The sequence below is a fragment of the Pseudactinotalea suaedae genome (assembly GCF_009733815.1).
In the GTDB taxonomy this organism is placed as follows: domain Bacteria; phylum Actinomycetota; class Actinomycetes; order Actinomycetales; family Beutenbergiaceae; genus Pseudactinotalea; species Pseudactinotalea suaedae.
Genome location: NZ_WNXY01000015.1, coordinates 26,346 through 42,007 on the forward strand (window position 1 = coordinate 26,346; position 15,662 = coordinate 42,007).

Sequence of the window (15,662 nt, forward strand, 5' to 3'; positions counted from 1 at the left end):
CACCCCGCCGTCGGATGCGCTGACGGCGGGGGCGCCCAGCCGATAACGTCCACGAGACGTCCCGTCCCTCACGGAATCGAGAGCCTCGTGCGCCACCTCTCCGCGGGCACCCGCCGCGCCTCCCGCCCCGTGCTGCTCGCGCTCGTGCTGGCGCTCGTCGCCTCGATGCTGACCGCGATGCCGGCGACGGCTGCCCCGGCCACGTCCGGGGACGTCACCTCTCCGGTCGACACCGGCACCTACCGCATGTCGTCGCCCCAAGGCCCGCGCTGCCTGCCGATCATCATGGCCACCACGTGGCACAACGGGCAGGACCTCGGCGGCGCGGTCGGCAACCGGCTCTACGCCATCGCGGACGGCGTGGTCACCCGCGCCCAGCCCGACGCCTCCGCCGGTCAGTGGATCACCGTGCGGCACGTCATCGACGGCGTCACGATCACGGTGGGGTACTCCCACGTGGTGAGCGCCACCCAGTACGTGCGGGTGGGCCAGCGGGTCAGCCAGGGTCAGCGGATCGCCACGATGGGCAACACCGGGGTCTCGACCTCGCCGCACCTGCACCTGGAGGTGTGGCGCGGCAACTACGGGGACACCCTGCTCAACCCCGAGACCTGGTTCCGTCAGCAGGGCATCGACCTGCGCGCCAACGCCGACCTGATCACCCAGGTGAAGACGCCGAGCCAGTGCCGGTACTACGCCCACGGCACCACCCGGATCTATCGCACGGCCTCGAGCTCCTCGACCGTGCTGGCCACGGTGGCGGCGCGCACCGTGCTGACCTCGACACCGGGGGCGTCCTCGGGCAGCTTCATCCGGGTCACCGCCGGTGGCGTGACCGGCTGGGCACCCCGCGCCAACGTGACCCCCACGGACGACGCCTGGACGCAGCAGCACCTGCTGGGCAACCACGACTACACCGGCGACGGCGTCTCGGACGTGCTAGCCGTGACGTCCGGCGGCGCGCTCCTGCAGTACCCGGGCAACCGGCGCGGCGGGTTCCTCCCGATGCGCCAGGTCGGTTCCGGCTGGACGGGGTTCGACATCATCGCGACCAGCGACTTCAACGGTGACCGCCGTGCCGACATCATCGGCATCGATCCCTCCGGGCGCATGTTCCTGTACCCGGGCACCGGCCGGGGCGGTTTCAGCGGCCGCACCCAGATCGGGCACGGCTGGAGCAGCTTCGCGCACGTGTTCGCGATCGCCGACCTCAGCGGCGACCTTCGCACCGACCTGATCGCCGTGGACTCCTCGGGCCGGATGTTCCGCTACCCGGGGCTCGGCAACGGCCGGGTGGGCGCCCGGACCCAGATCGGGCACGGCTGGGGAGCGTTCAGCCACATCATGGCCGGTGGCGACATCAACGACGACAGCGCGTCGGACATCATCGCGATCGACTCCGCCGGCCGGTTGTTCGTCTACTACGCCAACCCCGAGGGCTCGATGAACCCCGGGCAGCAGATCGGGCAAGGGTGGCGCAACGTCACGCTCGTGCCCGTGGGCGACTTCAACGGGGACGGCTACTCCGACATCCTCGGCATCAACCGGGTCACGGGGGCCGCGTTCCTGTACCGAGGTGACGGCAAGGGCCGCGTCGGAGCAGCGATCCAGGTCGGTCACGGCTGGGCAGGCTTCGTCCAGGTCCTCTGACCGGGGCAGCCGTGGGCGACGGCGTCCAGCCGTGGTTGGCGGGTGTCCCGGCATCGGGACCTCCCCGCCAACCCGGCGGCCGGACGGTGACCGGCCTCGGTGGGCCGGTCGCGGCGGGCATCGTCTCGTAGGGGCACCCCGCAGGTGCCGCCGACCCTTGTGACTTGATCGGCCTGTTCCGGCTTCAGCCCGGACTCGCCACCCTCATCCCCTCTGCATGCGATGCACCAGGGAGGAAGGCTCGGACGATGTGGTCAACACCGCCACCTGGGCGGTTGTTCCACGGACGTCAGCCTATCGATGCCCGCCGGCCTCGGGCCATCTCTTTTCCGCCGGGGGCGAGCTCGGACGAGACGAGCTCGTCGGAGACCTCGCAGGGGTCGACATCCCGGTCGGCGTCGGTGGTGACCTTGGCGAGCAGCGCCCGCAGGTGCGCGCGCTCCGCCTCGGTCAGCGCGTGCAGGAGCGAGTCCTCGACGGCGCGCACGTGCTGGCACAGATCGGCGATCACCCGTGTTCCCGCCGCGGTGGCGACCACCTGGCGCTGCCTCCGGTCGGCCGGGTTGGCACGGCGCTCGACGAGGCCGGCTTCGGCGAGGTCGTCGATGAGATAGGTCATCACCGTGCGGTCGATGCCCAGCCTGCTCGCGAGCGCCAGCTGGCTGGGCTGCGCGCCCTCGACGACCTCGCGCAGGGTCTGGTAGCCGCGCGGCCCGTGTGGCAGGTCGGTGAGGCGGGGCGCCACCGCATCGTGATAGGAGCGAAGCAGGGTGGCGAGCATCGCTCCCAGGTCGTCGTCCATGGGAACATCCTAGCCCGATGCGTGGTTACGCCAATCATCTGCACGACATATGATCGTGAACCCAGACGAAATGAGGTAGCGATGGCCGAGTTGGGCATCGTGGTGGACCTGGCGGCGACGTCGTCGGGTGCTGAGCTGAGCGAGCTCGCGCAGGCGGCGGAGCGGGCCGGGCTCGACCTGGTGGTGGTCGCGGGCGCCCGGGACGAGGCTGGTGGCGACGAGCCCGCGGACGAGCTCGTCGGCGTCGACCCGTGGACCGTGGCCACCTGGGTCGCGGCCGCGACCACGCGCATCGCGATCGGGGTGCCGTCCTCGACGGTCCAGGGCCCAGACCCGAGCGACCCGCGGATCCCGATCGCCGCCGTGGTGGACAAGGCCCGCGAGAGCCTCGCCCTGCTGGCCGGCGACCGCCTCGTGCACGACGGCTGGGTCGTCGCACCCGCTGGCGCCGACGCCGACCAGGTGCGCTCGCTCGCGGAGCGTGGCTCCCTCGTCGTGGTGGTGCCGGTGGGGTCGGCGGCCGAGGTGGAACGGGTGGCCGCGCTGCTGCCCGAGCGTCCGCGCTCGACCCGGCGCGCCGCCGTCCGTGCCCGCCGGCGCCCCGGGATCGCCTACGAGGAGATCCCGCCCTCGCTGGTCGAGTCCGCGATCGAGCCGGGAGACCCGGGATACCGCGCCGTGCGGTCGACCTACATACGCGGCGGGTCGCCGGGCCTCGTGCTGCGCCCCCGCAGCGCCGCCGAGGTCGCCGACGCGCTGGCGTTCGCGCGCCGGCACCGCCACCTGCCCCTCGGGATCCGGAGCGCCGGTCACGGCTTCAGCGGCCGGTCGACCAACGACGGCGGGCTGGTCATCGACGTCGGCGCCCTCAGCACGATCGAGGTCCTCGACGAGGATGCGCGCCTCGTGCGCGTGGGCCCTGGCGCCACCTGGAAGCAGGTGGCCGCCGCGCTCGAGCCGCACGGATGGGCGCTCGGCTCCGGAGACTACGGGGGTGTCGGCGTCGGCGGACTCGCCACCGCGGGCGGCATCGGCCTGCTCGGACGCGCGCACGGGCTGACGATCGACCACCTCCGGGCTGTCAGCATCGTGCTGGCCGACGGGACCCAGATCCGCGCCTCGTCACACGAGCACCCCGACCTGTTCTGGGCGGTCAGGGGCGCCGGGGCGAACTTCGGCGTCGTCACCGAGTTCGAGTTCGAGGTCGACGAGGTCGCCGAGGTCGGCTGGGCGCAGCTGACCTTCGTCACCACCGACCTCGAGGCCGCCCTGCTCACCTACGGCGAGGCGCAGCGCCAGGCGCCGCGGGACACCACGGTGTTCCTGGTGACCGGGGCGCCGCAGCAGGGGCAGTCGGTCATCCAGCTCTACGGGATGGTCGACTCCTCCGACCCGGACACGATCATCGCCCGTCTGAACCCCTTCGTGGCGATCGGGCAGCTCGCGCAGCAGCAGGTGGTGCTGACCAGCTATCGCGCCGTCATGGGAACCGCGGCCGACGTCGGGCTGGACGGGCACCACGGCTCCGGCGAGCCGGTGGGCCGCTCCGGGTTCCTGCCGGCCATGACCCCGGCCTTCGCGCGCGAGGCCGCCGCTGCCCTGCGGGGTGGGCGCCTCCGTTGGTTCCAGCTGCGGGCGATGGGCGGCGCGATCGCCGACGTGCCGCCGGAGGAGACCGCGTTCAGCTACCGCTCCCCCGAGCTCCAGGTCACCGCGCTCGGGGCGTTCCACGCCGAGATCGACGAGGCGTGGGAGCCCATGGAGGCGCACATGGACGGGCTCTACCTCAGCTTCGACACCTCGCCCGACCCGGACCGCGTCGAGCGGGCCTTCCCGCCTGCGGTGCTCACGCGGCTGCGCGAGCTGAAGCGCCGGTACGACCCCGACGGCCTGTTCCGAGACAACTTCCCCCTCCTCGAAGGAGCACGAGCATGACCGACTACGGACACGACCTGCTGTTCGGAAGCTTCATCACACCCAGCGCGGCGGGCGCCCAGCAGGCGCTGCGGCTGTCCGAGCTCGCAGACGCCGAGGGCCTCGACCTCGTGACGTTCCAGGACCATCCGTACCAGCCGTCGTTCCTCGACACCTGGACCCTGATGACCTGGATCGCCGCCCGGACCTCCCGGGTACGGATCGTCCCGAACGTCATCAACCTCCCGCTGCGCCCGCCGGCGGTGCTCGCGCGTGCCGCCGCGTCCCTCGACCAGCTGAGCGGTGGCAGGTTCGAGCTCGGCCTGGGGTCGGGCGCGTTCTGGGACGCCATCGAGTCGATGGGTGGTCGCCGGTTGACGGCGGGGCAGGCGGTCACCGCCCTGTCCGAGGGGATCGACGTCATCCGCGCGCTCTGGGACACCGAGACACGAGGTGGGGCGCGCGTGCGCGGCGACTACTACAGCGTCGAGGGCGCCAAGCGCGGCCCGGCCCCGGCCCATCCGGTGGGGATCTGGATCGGCGCCTACAAGCCGAAGATGCTGGCGCTCACCGGCGCGAAGGGCGACGGCTGGCTGCCGTCGCTGGACTACCTGCCCGAGGGCGTCGACACGCTGCCCGCGCTGAACGCCCGCATCGACGCCGGTGCGCAGGAGGCTGGCAGACCGGCCAGTGCCGTGCGCCGCCTGCTGAACATCATGCGCGCGGAGTTCTCGGCGACCGGGACCGGGTTCCTCGCCGGCCCGCCCTCGATGTGGGCCGAGCAGCTCGCCGAGGTCACGCTGAACCACGGCATCTCCGGGTTCATCCTCGGTGGTGACGACGCGACCAAGACGCAGCGCTTCGCAGCCGAGGTGGCTCCGGCAGCGCGAGAGATCGTGGCGGCGGCACGCGCCTGAGGTCCCGCGCCCGCCGGGCCGTTCACTCCGGGAGCGTGATCCGGACCGATCGAGCCCGGCGCACCGCGCGTTCGAGCACCGCAGGGGTGGGGTCCGGCAGGTCGAAGAGCTCGCGCGCGGGAAGTCCGGCGAGTCCGCGCAGCCGGGGGTCGTCCAGCACGTCGGCGACCAGCGTCCGGTCCCCGCCTCGCACGAGCCCGTCGAGGCGGGCACCGGCGAGGAGCCTCACGGCGTGCTCGGTGACGGCGGTGACCAGCTCGTCGGCCTGCTTGCCGCGACGGCGGGCGAACCGTTGCTGGGACCAGCCGCCGGCCGCGGTCCGCGACTGCACATGGCGGCGGCCGACCTTGCGCTCGACCAGCTCCGCGCCGTCGCTGACCGCGACGGCGTAGCCGCCGCGGCGCACCACCACGAACCCGATGCGCTGCGGCGGCGCCGTCTCCTCGACCAGCGCCTCGAGCGAGCTCGCACCCAGCGGCCCCCACGCGGTGAGCGAGGCGGTGGTGCCGTCGGCGGCCAGGAGAGCTCCGCCGTCGACGGTGGTCTCGCCGTGGCGGTCGGCGAAACCGGCGAGCCACCGGGGCAGCCGGTCGTGATCGACCTCGACGGTGCGTGTCATGTCCTTGCCTTGGCCGGCGGCGGATGGCCGGGCACCCAACGGGCCAGGGCCGCAGCCGTCGCCCCCGCGATCGGGCCCATCGCGGTGATGCCGAGCGCGATCGACCCGAGCGCGGCGCCGGCGGAGACGATCAGCGGCCCGCCGGCGTTGCCCAGGTCGGCGAGCAGCCGCCACGCCCCGAGGTACTGGGCGCGTGCGTGCGGCGGGGCGGTGTCGGCGCCGAGCGTCATGATCACGCCGGACCCGATGCCGTTGCCGAAGCCGAGCAGCAGCGCCGCCGCCGTCAGCCCGCCTGCGGTGCTGGTCAGCGGGATCAGCACCATCGCCACGCCCATCACCAGCATCGAGGGGACCGCGATGGCGCGGCGCCCCTTGAGATCCATGATCTTGCCCGCCGGGTAGAACAGCAGCATGTCGATGCCACCGGCGATGCCGAACACGAGGCTCGTGGTGGCGGCGCCGAGCTCGAGGTGCTCGGCCCAGAGCGGCACCACGGTCATCCGTGCGCCGCGTGTGGCACCGACCAGGAGCACGGCGATCCCGAGGGTGCTGAGCGTGCGGCGGTGCTCACGCACGACGGCGAGCAGACCGGCCGGGAGCGGGCGCTCCTTGCGGCGCGGATCGGGGTCGGTCGCCACCAGGACCACGAGCGCCGCGAGGATGCTGGTCGCCACACCCAGCCAGTAGATCGCGGGTGTGCTGCCGGTCAGGTGAGCGATCGCTGCGCCGGCGAACGGCCCGATGAACAGTCCGATCCGATGCACGCCCCCGAGCGTCGAGAGCGCACGGGCGCGCATCAGCACAGGCACAGACTCGGTGAGGTAGGACTGGCGCGCCAGCGCGTAGACCGCGTCGGTGGCGCCCAGCAGGAGCGCGCCCAGCCCCAGCAGGGCGAGGCTGGGTGCCAGCGCGAGCATGGCCATGCCGACGACGGCGATGGCCGAGGCAAGGATCATCGCCAGCCGGTCGCCGAGGCGTGCCGCGATGGCGCCCGCGGGCAGGTCGGCGATGATCCGCCCGATGGGCAGCAGCGCGGTGATGACCGCCGCGGTCGCGAGGTCTGCCCCGAGCTGGCCGGCGCTGACCACGAGGACCGGCATCATCGCGCCGATCCCGATCTCGAAGACGAGGGCGGGGAGGTACACGCCCGGGATCAGCGCCGTCCATGACGGCGGTGATCCCGGGCGGCCGTCAGTCACACCCAGGGATCATGCCAGCAGTTCAGCCGATGAACTCGTCGCCGTCCTTGCCGCCGCCTGCCGAGACCAGCACGCCGGCGCGGATGAACTCATCGCCATCCTTGCCGCCACCGAAGGCTGCGCGGATGAACTCGTCACCGTCCTTGCCACCGAGGGCCGCACGGATGAACTCATCGCCATCCTTGCCACCACCGAACGCGGCGCGGATGAACTCGTCACCGTCCTTGCCACCGAGGGCCGCGCGGATGAACTCATCGCCGTCCTTGCCACCACCGAACGCCGCGCGGATGAACTCATCGCCATCCTTGCCACCACCGAAGGACGCACGGATGAACTCGTCACCGTCCTTGCCACCGAGGGCCGCACGAATGAACTCATCGCCATCCTTGCCACCACCGAAGGACGCACGAATGAATTCGTCACCGTCCTTACCACCGAACGCGGCGCGAATGAACTCATCGCCATCCTTGCCACCACCGAAGGAGGCGCGGATGAACTCATCGCCATCCTTGCCGCCGGCGAGGGCCGCACGGATGAACTCGTCGCCATCCTTGCCGCCACCGAAGGAGGCGCGGATGAACTCATCGCCATCCTTGCCGCCGGCGAGGGCCGCACGGATGAACTCATCGCCATCCTTGCCGCCACCGAGGGCCGCACGGATGAACTCATCGCCATCCTTGCCACCTCCGGGGAGGATGGGGCCGGACACGGCAGCAAGACGGGTGACAGAAGTGGAGTACTTCGTCGTCAGGGCAGTAACGATCGAGGCGTACATGGGGGGCTCCTTCTCAGGACCTGTGTGGAGTTGTATGGGGGAAAAGCGCCGGGATGGCACTTTCAAGTTAACCCGCAAGCAACAACAGGAACTAGATGACCTAGACGGCCATCGAGGGTGAGAAGGGGGTGGAAAACCGGGCGCTGAACGCTATTCGGCGGGGGACTCTGTGCTGACTACCTCGAGGTCGAGCTCGTCGATCAGAGGCTCGGCCTGCTCCCAGTCGTGGCCGGTCCGCGCCACATCGGTCTCGGAGTGGGCTCCGCAGCCGTGGTCGAAGCTGACCACCTTGCCGTCGTCCGGGGACCACTCGTTGGCGCAGACACCGAACAGGGTTCCGAGGGGGCCTGCGAGCGGGATGATGAAGCCGCAGGTGGCGCAGTCGGCGTCGGCTGCGCGGGCTCCGGTGCTCGTCGGGCCGTGCACGCCCTCGTACCAGCGCGTGGCGGCGGCGTCGATCGCCTCACCGGTCATGATGCGTTCGCGGTCGAGTCCGAGCTCGTGGATCGCGACGCGGTCGACCTCGGGGTCTCCCGAGGGGACGACGCCCGGCACCAGGCGCGGGTCGTCGGGGTCGTAGGGCAGCCGGTCGGTGGGTCCGAGGTCTCCGGGCGCGAGCCGCTCGGCCCACGGCAGCCACGCGGACGCCAGCAGCGCTCCCTCGCCCGGGAGCAGACCGGTCTCGCAGACGGTGGCGGTCCGGGAGCGCGGTGCGCGAGCGACCGTGGCGATCCAGTGCCATCCCGAGTAGCCCGGCATCAGGCACTCGAAGGAATGGGTGCCCAGGCGTTCGCCGTCGAGCGTGAACCCGAGGTGCTGGCCGACCTGGCCAGGCTCGGTCTCGCTCTCGAGGACCGCGCGGGCGGCATCGACGGCTCCCGCGAGGACAGCGTCCTTCGCGGCTCGGCGGGTGCTGGTCTCGGCCGTCGTCATCACCTTCAGGAGTCGAACTCGTCCGCGACGGCGCGCATCACGGCGGCGATCTTGCTCGCCTCGTCGCGGTCCGGGTAGCGACCGCCCCGGAGCCGGTTGCTGGAACGGTCGAGCAGCTTGATGAGGTCCTCGACGATCGGGACCATGTCCTCCGCAGGCTTGCGGTGGCCACGGGCCACCGTGGGCGCGGGGTCGAGCACCGTGACCGAGAGCGCCTGCGGGCCGCGGCGCCCGTCGGCGACGCTGAACTCCACGCGGGTGCCCGGCTTCGGGGCGGCCGCACCGGCCGGCATCGCCGAGGCGTGCAGGAAGACCTCACCGCCATCCTCGGATGCGATGAATCCGAAGCCGCGGTCGGCGTCGAAGAACTTGACCTTGCCGGTAGGCACCGTGTCCCTGCCTGTCGTGAGAGGGCGCGCGAGAGCGCACCGGAAAATAGACCTGTGCCCAGCCTACCCTTGCCGTGGCGGCCATACCGCCACGGCGGCAGTCCCTAGGATCAGACGAATGGCCACCAGCGATCCCGAGCTCGCCGAGGCGCTGCGGGCGGCCGACGACCGCTGGCTGGCAGCGCTCCTGGAGCACCGCAGCGACCTGGGCCGTCCGGTCCCGTCGTCGGTGACCGCGCTCGCGGCCCGCGCCGGCACCCGAGCATCGGCAGGCCGCGCTCTCGCCGCGCTCGATGCACGGGACCTGACCACCCTCGAGGCGCTGGTGGTGCTGTGCGACGACGGCCGGCCGACCACCCTCGCCGCGCTCAGTGGCGGCCTCGGCATCGACGCGGCGGCAGCGGTGGCGCGCTTGCGCGACCGCGCGCTGGTGGTGGGCGAGGACGGCGCGATCAAGCCGGCGCCGGGCGTGGCCGAGGCTGTCGGCCCGACACCGCTCGGCCTCGGTCCGCGGCTGCGGGCGCTCGAGATCCGCGGTTACGAGGGCTGGCCGACGACGGCGCCCGCGCTCCGCACCCTCCTCGGCGCCGCACCGGAGGGCGCTCGCACGCTCCTGGACGCCCTCACGTGGGGCCCGCCGGTGGGCACGCTGGGCACCGAGGTGCCTCCGGCTGCGCGGTGGCTGCTCGACCACCACGTGCTGCACCGCCTCAGCGCCACCGAGGTGGTGCTGCCGCGGGAGGTCGCGCTCGCGGCGCGCGGCAACCGGTTGGCGCGGGACGTCCCGCAGCAGCCGCCGGTCGCGGAGGCCGCCGACAGGCGTCCCGAGGTGGTGGCGGCCGAGGTCGTCGCCGCCAGCGACGAGATCTTGCGCCACCTGGGCCTCCTGCTGGACTCCTGGACCGAGGATCCGCCCGCCACGCTGCGGGCCGGTGGCCTCGCCGCGCGCGACGTCAAGCAGCTCGCGACCACGCTGGGTGTCGCCGTCGAGCGTGCCGCCCTCGTGGCCGAGCTCGCGGGGATGCTCGGGCTCGTCGGTCATGCCCACATCGACGACGGCCCGCGCTGGGCACCGACGCCCGCAGCCGAGGACTGGCGTGCCCGCCCGCCGGAGGAGCGGTGGGCCGAGCTGGCCGACGCGTGGCTCCGGTCGGCTCGGGTGCCGTGGCTGGCCGGCACCCGGAACGACCGCGGCGCGCTGCGCTCCGCCCTGTCCCCCGACCTGCACCGCAGCTGGGCGGCACCGTTGCGCCGCCGAGCGCTGACGGCGGTGGCCGCGTGGCCCCACCACGCCGGCCCCTCCTCCGAGCAGGTGCGCCGGTACCTGGCGTGGACATCACCGCGCTCGGTGCCACCCGCAGCCACGCTGACGGCGGTGCTGGCCGAGGCCGAGACCGTCGGTCTGCTCGGTGCCGGCGCGCTGGGCGAACCGGCGCGAGCGCTGCTGACCGGTGGCGACAGGGCTGCTGTCGCCGCCTCGCTGCGGGCGCTCTACCCCGCTGCGGTGAGCGAGATGATCGTGCAGGGCGACCTGACGGGCGTCGTGCCCGGACGTCCCAGCGAGGAGCTGGCGCGGCTGCTGGAGGCCTGCGCCGACGTCGACAGCCGAGGTGCGGCGCTGACCGTCCGGTTCACGACCTCCTCGGTCGGGCGCGCCCTCGAGGCGGGGTGGTCCGACAGCGAGCTGCTGGCGCGGTTGCAGCAGGCCTCGCGTGCGCCGCTGCCGCAGCCGCTGGAGTACATGGTCCGCGACGTCGCGCGCCGGCACCGCCGGGTCCGGGTGCAGCCCGCCGCGACCGTGATCCAGGTCGACGACGAGGCGGCGGCGCTGGCGCTGCTGAGCGACCCCCGGTTGGCGGCGCTGGGGCTGCGCACGGTCGGACCGACCGCCCTCGCGGCCGACGCGACGCCGCTCACCGTCCACGACGCGCTCCGCAGCACCGGTGCGGCCCCCGTCCTGGAGTCCTCGGACGGCAAGCCGCTCCAGCTCCCCAGCGGTCGCGCACGCGCCTCCCGACCTGCCGAGCTGGAGGGACCGCCCCACGAGGGCCCGGTCGCCGCGGCCGAGGCGGTGGCCGCGATGCGTGCCGGGGAACGCCGCGCGGCTGCGCTGCTGGCCGGCACCGAGACGATGTCGACCCCCGGCGAGGAGCTGGCGCTGCTGCGGGCTGCCGCCGCGCGGGGCAGTCAGGTCCGCATCGTGGTGGCGGGCGGCGGCGGGACCTCGCAGGAGCGACTGGTCAGGCCGCTGTCGGTCGAGGCGGGGCGGGTCCGAGCCCTCGATGCCGCCCGCGAGGCCGAGATCACCGTCGCGACGCACCGGATCGTCTCGGTCCGCCCCGCCTGAGCGGCCTCAGCCGGCGGCGCGCAGCACCTCGGAGACCTTGACCCGCTTGCCGGTCCGCAGCAGCGAGCGGTCGTAGATCAGCGCGGCCACCCGGATCGCGATCACGGTGGCGACCACGAGCACGGCGAGCGCGAGCACCGACTCCCACACCGTCGTCGTCCCCAGGAACACCCGCATCGGTACCGCGACCGGCGCCGAGAACGGCACGTAGCTCATGATCGCGAGCACGGTCGGGTTGTTGTTGAAGATGATCACCATGATGTACGGGATCATCACGAGCATCATGATCGGGCTCGTGGCGCTGGCCAGATCCTCGACGCGGGACACCAGGGACGCCGTCGCGGCGTACAGGGCGGCGATCATCACGAAGCCGACGGTGAACAGCGCCACGAACCACAGCAGCGGGATGCCGAGCCCGTCGAGCAGGATCGCGCTGCCGGTCGCCGCGCCGGCACCGATGACCATGAGCGCCACCAGCGCGATCTGGGCGAACGCCAGCAGCGAGTTGCCGATCACCTTGCCGGCGAGCAGCGCGCGGGCCGGGATGGTCGCGAGCAGGATCTCCACGATCCGGGTCTGCTTCTCCTCGGCCACGCTCTGCGCGATCGTGTTGCCGTACGTCATGGCGGACATGAAGAACACCAGCCCGAAGCCGAGCCCGATGAAGTAGGTCAGGAACGGGTTGGGTGCGTTCGGGTCCAGCAGCTCGACGTCCGGCGTGATGCTCAACGCCTGGATCAGGCCCTCGGGCGCGGAGCGCTCCCCGATCACGGTGAAGCCGTCGGTCGGCGACCCGACCACGCCGGCCTCGACCGTGCCGTCGAGGATCAGGTCGCGGACCTCGTCCTGCGTGCTGACCTCGGTGACCTCGTAGCCCTCCAGCGACCCGATGGTCTCGGCGGCGTCGGCCGTCACCGCGACCGACGTCGTGCTCTGGAACAGGCTGCCTGCCTGGGTCCCGATGATCGCCGAGGCGAGCACCGCGGCCAGGAAGATGATCGAGGAGATCACGAACGCCTTGGAGCGCAGCCGCACCATGATCTCGCGCTTGGCCACGATCGTCGCGGCGCGGCTGAAGGAGATGCCGCTCTCGTGGGTCTGGGGCGTGGTCGGGGTAGTCATCGAACGACCTCCGCGAAGATCTCGGTCAGGGGGCGGTTGAGGGGGCTGAAGGACAGGACCGAGCCGCGCTCGACCGCCTGGCGCAGGACCGTGTCGGCCTGCTCGGCGGACGCTGCCCGGAACCGGACGTGGCCGCCGTCGAACTCGACGACCTCCACCCCGGGGACGCCGCGAACCCAGCCGGTGTCGGCGGTGGTGACCAGCGTCCACTCGGGGCTGCTGTGCCGTGCGCGGATGTCCTCGCGGCTCCCGGAGGCGCGCACGCGCCCCTCGGAGATGATCACCAGGTCGTCGCAGAGCCGCTCGACCAGGTCCAGCTGGTGGCTGGAGAACAGCACCGGCGCTCCCGCGTCCGCGACGTCGCGCAGCACCTCCAGCGTGGTCTCGACGGCCATCGGGTCGAGCCCCGAGAACGGCTCGTCGAGGATGAGGGCGATCGGGTCGTGCACGAGCGCGGCCGCGATCTGGGCACGCTGCTGGTTGCCGAGGCTGAGCGCCTCCAGCGTGTCGGTCAGCCGCTCACCCAGACCGAGACGTTCCAGCAGGTCGGTGCCACGCCGGCGCGCGTCGGCCGCCGTCAGCCCGTGCAGCTCGCCCAGGTAGACCAGCTGGTCGATGAGGCTCATCTTGGGATAGAGCCCCCGCTCCTCGGGCATGTACCCGATGCGTGAGCGGTACCCGGCGCCCATCGGGACGCCGTCGACCTCGACGGAGCCGGCGCTCGGCGCCAGGACGCCGAGGATGATGCGCATCGTCGTCGTCTTGCCGGAGCCGTTGGCGCCGACGAAGCCGGTCATCCGGCCGGGCGCGACGTCGAAGGACACGTCGTGGAGAACCTGATGGTTCCCGAAGGAGCGGTCGATGCCGCGGAGCGAGATCATGCCTCAACGCTAGGGCCGCACCACCCCGGCGCGGATCCGGCGGGCGGCGGATCCTGTCCCCTCCGCCGTGCGGCGGAGGCGTGCTCAGCCGGCCGGTGTGACCACGCCGTGCTCGTAGGCCCAGATCACCGCGTGGATGCGGTCGCGCACGCCGAGCTTCATGAGCACGTTCGAGACATGCGTCTTGATCGTCGCCTCGCCGAGGAACAGCTCGGCCGCCATCTCGGCGTTGGACCGACCCCGGGCGAGGTGCATCAGCACCTCGCGCTCGCGCTCGGTCAGCCCGTCGACGCCCGACGGCGCAGCCCGGCTCTCCTCCTGCGCGGCACCCACCGTCGGCCCGCCCTTGCCGGCGTACCTCTCGATGACCCGGCGGGTCACCTCGGGCGAGAGCAGCGCGTCGCCGCGGGCGAGCGCGTGGACGGCGTCGATCAGCTGCTCGGGCTCGGCGGTCTTGAGGAGGAAGCCGCTGGCCCCGGCGTCGATCGCCTCGAAGAGGAAGTCGTCACGGTCGAAGGTGGTCAGGATCATGACGGCGGCCCGGTGCCCGCTCCCGGCGATCTCGCGGGTGGCGGCGAGGCCGTCCATGACGGGCATCTGCACGTCCATGCAGATCACATCCGGCTGCAGCGCGGCCGCCTGCTCGATCGCGACCCTGCCGTCGGCAGCCTCGCCGACCACCTCGAAACCCGGTTCGCTCTCGAGGATGGTGCGAAAGCCCACCCGGACGAGCGACTGGTCGTCCACCAGCAGGATGCGTGTCACGTGTCCACCTCTCCGGTCGTGCTCGAGACCAGGTCCTGCCGGACCGGGGCCGGGTTCGAGGTCGGGATCGCCGCGCGCACCAGGTAGCCGCCGCGGGACTTGGGACCCATCTCGATCGTGCCGCCCATGGCGGCGACGCGCTCCTTCATGCCGGTCTGCCCCACCCCCAGACCGGGCGCACGTGACGTGCGCGCCTGGGCGCCGTCGTCGGCGATCTCGACCTCGAGGGCGTCATCGAGGTAACGGACGCGGACGTCGGCGCGCGCACCGGCGCCGGCGTGCTTGCGCGTGTTGGTGAGGGCCTCCTGCACCACCCGGTAGGCCGTGAGCTCGATGGCGGGGCTGAGCTGGCGGGGCTCACCCACGATCTCGACGTCGACCGGGCCGTGGGCGCGCGCCGCGGCCACGAGGTCGCGCAGGTCGGCGAGCGTGGGCATCGGGGCGTCGGACTCGTCGCGGCTGCGCAGCGCGCCCACCATGGTGCCGAGCTCGGCGATCGCGGTGCGCGCGCTGTCCTCGACGGCGCGCAGCGCGGTGGTGGCGCGCTCGGGGTCGCGCGTGAGCATCCGGCGTGCCGCGCCGGCCTGGATGCCCATCGCGGAGACGTGGTGGGCCACCACGTCGTGGAGCTCGCGCGCGATCCGGAGCCGCTCGAGCGAGATGGCCTGCTCGGTCAGCTGGGCCTGCTGGGCGCGGACCTCCGCCTGGGCCCGCTCGAGCGTCTCCCGCTCGACCGCCTGCTGCCAGGACCGGTCGCCGAACACCCACCCGCCGGAGAAGTAGGCCGCGTTGACCAGCACCTGGACCATGAACAGCGAGAAGAACGCCTGCACCCCGTACTCACCGGTCTCGGGCGAGTAGAAGCCTCGGATGCCGGAGCTGACGAGCCAGATCGCCATCACGACGACCAGCACCATCCGCGAGCGGAACGCCAGCCGGCGGTCGGCGCACCAGGCACCGACCGAGTAGAACGCGAGGAACACGACCACCTGCGAGACCGTCAGCTCCATCGCACCCAGCTCGCCGCCGACCATGTACGCGGCGGAGCTGCCGACCATCGCGACCACCGGCAGCCGGCGCCGCCAGGCCAACGGGATCGCGATGAGCACCGAGAACATCATCGCCATCCAGAGCGGTTGCTCGATGGGCTGGATCTCGGCCGTCCACACCAGCACCGCGACGAACGCCCCGACGAAGGCCAGCGCGAGCGCGGTGAGCGCGTCGGCGCGCAGCATCGTCGCATCGGCTGGTCGCCGCAAGGAGCCCATCTCCTCAGGGTAGGCGGGCGGCCGCGGCCGTGCGCATCCCCCCGGCGGCGGGCATCGGCTCCCCCGAGCGACGGAGCGGCG

The 15,662-nt window shown here is 72.5% G+C and carries 14 protein-coding genes; 4 read left to right on the forward strand and 10 right to left on the reverse strand.

Going from position 1 to position 15,662, the window contains the following annotated elements:
* Positions 1–87: 87 nt before the first annotated feature.
* Positions 88–1,650, forward strand: coding sequence for an FG-GAP-like repeat-containing protein (locus GPA04_RS20590; protein ID WP_156226102.1), 1,563 nt, complete (start codon positions 88–90; stop codon positions 1,648–1,650).
* A gap of 289 nt (positions 1,651–1,939) precedes the next feature.
* Here GPA04_RS20590 and GPA04_RS20595 read toward each other — a convergent pair whose 3' ends face one another.
* Complete coding sequence (locus GPA04_RS20595) at positions 1,940–2,452, reverse strand: MarR family winged helix-turn-helix transcriptional regulator (RefSeq protein ID WP_156226103.1); 513 nt, start codon at positions 2,450–2,452, stop codon at positions 1,940–1,942.
* Between the two features lie 81 nt (positions 2,453–2,533).
* Between GPA04_RS20595 and GPA04_RS20600 the strand changes: the two genes are divergently transcribed.
* Positions 2,534–4,387, forward strand: coding sequence for an FAD-binding oxidoreductase (locus GPA04_RS20600; protein ID WP_156226104.1), 1,854 nt, complete (start codon positions 2,534–2,536; stop codon positions 4,385–4,387).
* Positions 4,384–5,283, forward strand: coding sequence for an LLM class flavin-dependent oxidoreductase (locus tag GPA04_RS20605; protein ID WP_156226105.1), 900 nt, complete (start codon positions 4,384–4,386; stop codon positions 5,281–5,283). The genes GPA04_RS20600 and GPA04_RS20605 overlap by 4 nt, the downstream gene beginning before the upstream one ends.
* A 22-nt stretch (positions 5,284–5,305) precedes the next feature.
* Here GPA04_RS20605 and GPA04_RS20610 read toward each other — a convergent pair whose 3' ends face one another.
* The 5 genes from GPA04_RS20610 to GPA04_RS20630 all read right to left on the reverse strand — a co-directional run bounded on the left by GPA04_RS20610 (position 5,306) and on the right by GPA04_RS20630 (position 9,198).
* Entirely contained in the window at positions 5,306–5,902 is a 597-nt protein-coding gene (locus GPA04_RS20610) for an acVLRF1 family peptidyl-tRNA hydrolase (RefSeq protein ID WP_156226106.1), read from the reverse strand.
* On the reverse strand, positions 5,899–7,101 hold the full coding sequence (locus GPA04_RS20615) for an MFS transporter (protein WP_241680954.1): 1,203 nt from the start codon (positions 7,099–7,101) through the stop codon (positions 5,899–5,901). The genes GPA04_RS20610 and GPA04_RS20615 overlap by 4 nt, the downstream gene beginning before the upstream one ends.
* A gap of 22 nt (positions 7,102–7,123) precedes the next feature.
* Positions 7,124–7,876: a hypothetical protein gene (locus tag GPA04_RS20620; protein WP_156226107.1), complete on the reverse strand. Its 753-nt coding sequence runs from the start codon at positions 7,874–7,876 to the stop codon at positions 7,124–7,126.
* Between the two features lie 150 nt (positions 7,877–8,026).
* Positions 8,027–8,809: a DUF3027 domain-containing protein gene (locus GPA04_RS20625; RefSeq protein WP_156226108.1), complete on the reverse strand. Its 783-nt coding sequence runs from the start codon at positions 8,807–8,809 to the stop codon at positions 8,027–8,029.
* Between the two features lie 5 nt (positions 8,810–8,814).
* Positions 8,815–9,198 (reverse strand): cold-shock protein, encoded by a 384-nt coding sequence (locus GPA04_RS20630; RefSeq protein ID WP_156226109.1) that lies wholly within the window; start codon positions 9,196–9,198, stop codon positions 8,815–8,817.
* A gap of 118 nt (positions 9,199–9,316) precedes the next feature.
* Here GPA04_RS20630 and GPA04_RS20635 point away from each other — a divergent pair, with 118 nt between their 5' ends.
* Positions 9,317–11,545: a helicase-associated domain-containing protein gene (locus GPA04_RS20635; protein ID WP_156226110.1), complete on the forward strand. Its 2,229-nt coding sequence runs from the start codon at positions 9,317–9,319 to the stop codon at positions 11,543–11,545.
* Between the two features lie 6 nt (positions 11,546–11,551).
* Here GPA04_RS20635 and GPA04_RS20640 read toward each other — a convergent pair whose 3' ends face one another.
* The 4 genes from GPA04_RS20640 to GPA04_RS20655 form a co-directional block, all read right to left on the reverse strand.
* Positions 11,552–12,667 carry an ABC transporter permease gene (locus tag GPA04_RS20640; RefSeq protein WP_156226111.1) on the reverse strand — a complete coding sequence of 372 codons (1,116 nt, stop codon included), beginning with the start codon at positions 12,665–12,667 and terminating at the stop codon, positions 11,552–11,554.
* Positions 12,664–13,548, reverse strand: coding sequence for an ABC transporter ATP-binding protein (locus tag GPA04_RS20645; RefSeq protein WP_156226112.1), 885 nt, complete (start codon positions 13,546–13,548; stop codon positions 12,664–12,666). Before GPA04_RS20645 ends, GPA04_RS20640 begins: the two co-directional genes overlap by 4 nt.
* A gap of 84 nt (positions 13,549–13,632) precedes the next feature.
* The gene (locus GPA04_RS20650; protein WP_156226113.1) at positions 13,633–14,313 is read right to left on the reverse strand and encodes a response regulator; all 681 of its coding nucleotides are present in this window, start codon (positions 14,311–14,313) and stop codon (positions 13,633–13,635) included.
* On the reverse strand, positions 14,310–15,581 hold the full coding sequence (locus GPA04_RS20655) for a sensor histidine kinase (RefSeq protein ID WP_156226114.1): 1,272 nt from the start codon (positions 15,579–15,581) through the stop codon (positions 14,310–14,312). Before GPA04_RS20655 ends, GPA04_RS20650 begins: the two co-directional genes overlap by 4 nt.
* Positions 15,582–15,662 lie beyond the last annotated feature (81 nt).

Excerpts from the sequence above, each read along its gene's own strand:
- GPA04_RS20595 (WP_156226103.1), bottom strand. The coding sequence starts at position 2,452 with ATGGACGACGACCTGGGAGCGATGCTCGCCACCCTGCTTCGCTCCTAT.
- GPA04_RS20600 (WP_156226104.1), top strand. The coding sequence starts at position 2,534 with ATGGCCGAGTTGGGCATCGTGGTGGACCTGGCGGCGACGTCGTCGGGT.
- GPA04_RS20605 (WP_156226105.1), top strand. The coding sequence starts at position 4,384 with ATGACCGACTACGGACACGACCTGCTGTTCGGAAGCTTCATCACACCC.
- GPA04_RS20610 (WP_156226106.1), bottom strand. The coding sequence starts at position 5,902 with ATGACACGCACCGTCGAGGTCGATCACGACCGGCTGCCCCGGTGGCTC.
- GPA04_RS20620 (WP_156226107.1), bottom strand. The coding sequence starts at position 7,876 with ATGTACGCCTCGATCGTTACTGCCCTGACGACGAAGTACTCCACTTCT.
- GPA04_RS20625 (WP_156226108.1), bottom strand. The coding sequence starts at position 8,809 with ATGACGACGGCCGAGACCAGCACCCGCCGAGCCGCGAAGGACGCTGTC.
- GPA04_RS20635 (WP_156226110.1), top strand. The coding sequence starts at position 9,317 with ATGGCCACCAGCGATCCCGAGCTCGCCGAGGCGCTGCGGGCGGCCGAC.
- GPA04_RS20640 (WP_156226111.1), bottom strand. The coding sequence starts at position 12,667 with ATGACTACCCCGACCACGCCCCAGACCCACGAGAGCGGCATCTCCTTC.
- GPA04_RS20645 (WP_156226112.1), bottom strand. The coding sequence starts at position 13,548 with ATGATCTCGCTCCGCGGCATCGACCGCTCCTTCGGGAACCATCAGGTT.
- GPA04_RS20655 (WP_156226114.1), bottom strand. The coding sequence starts at position 15,581 with ATGGGCTCCTTGCGGCGACCAGCCGATGCGACGATGCTGCGCGCCGAC.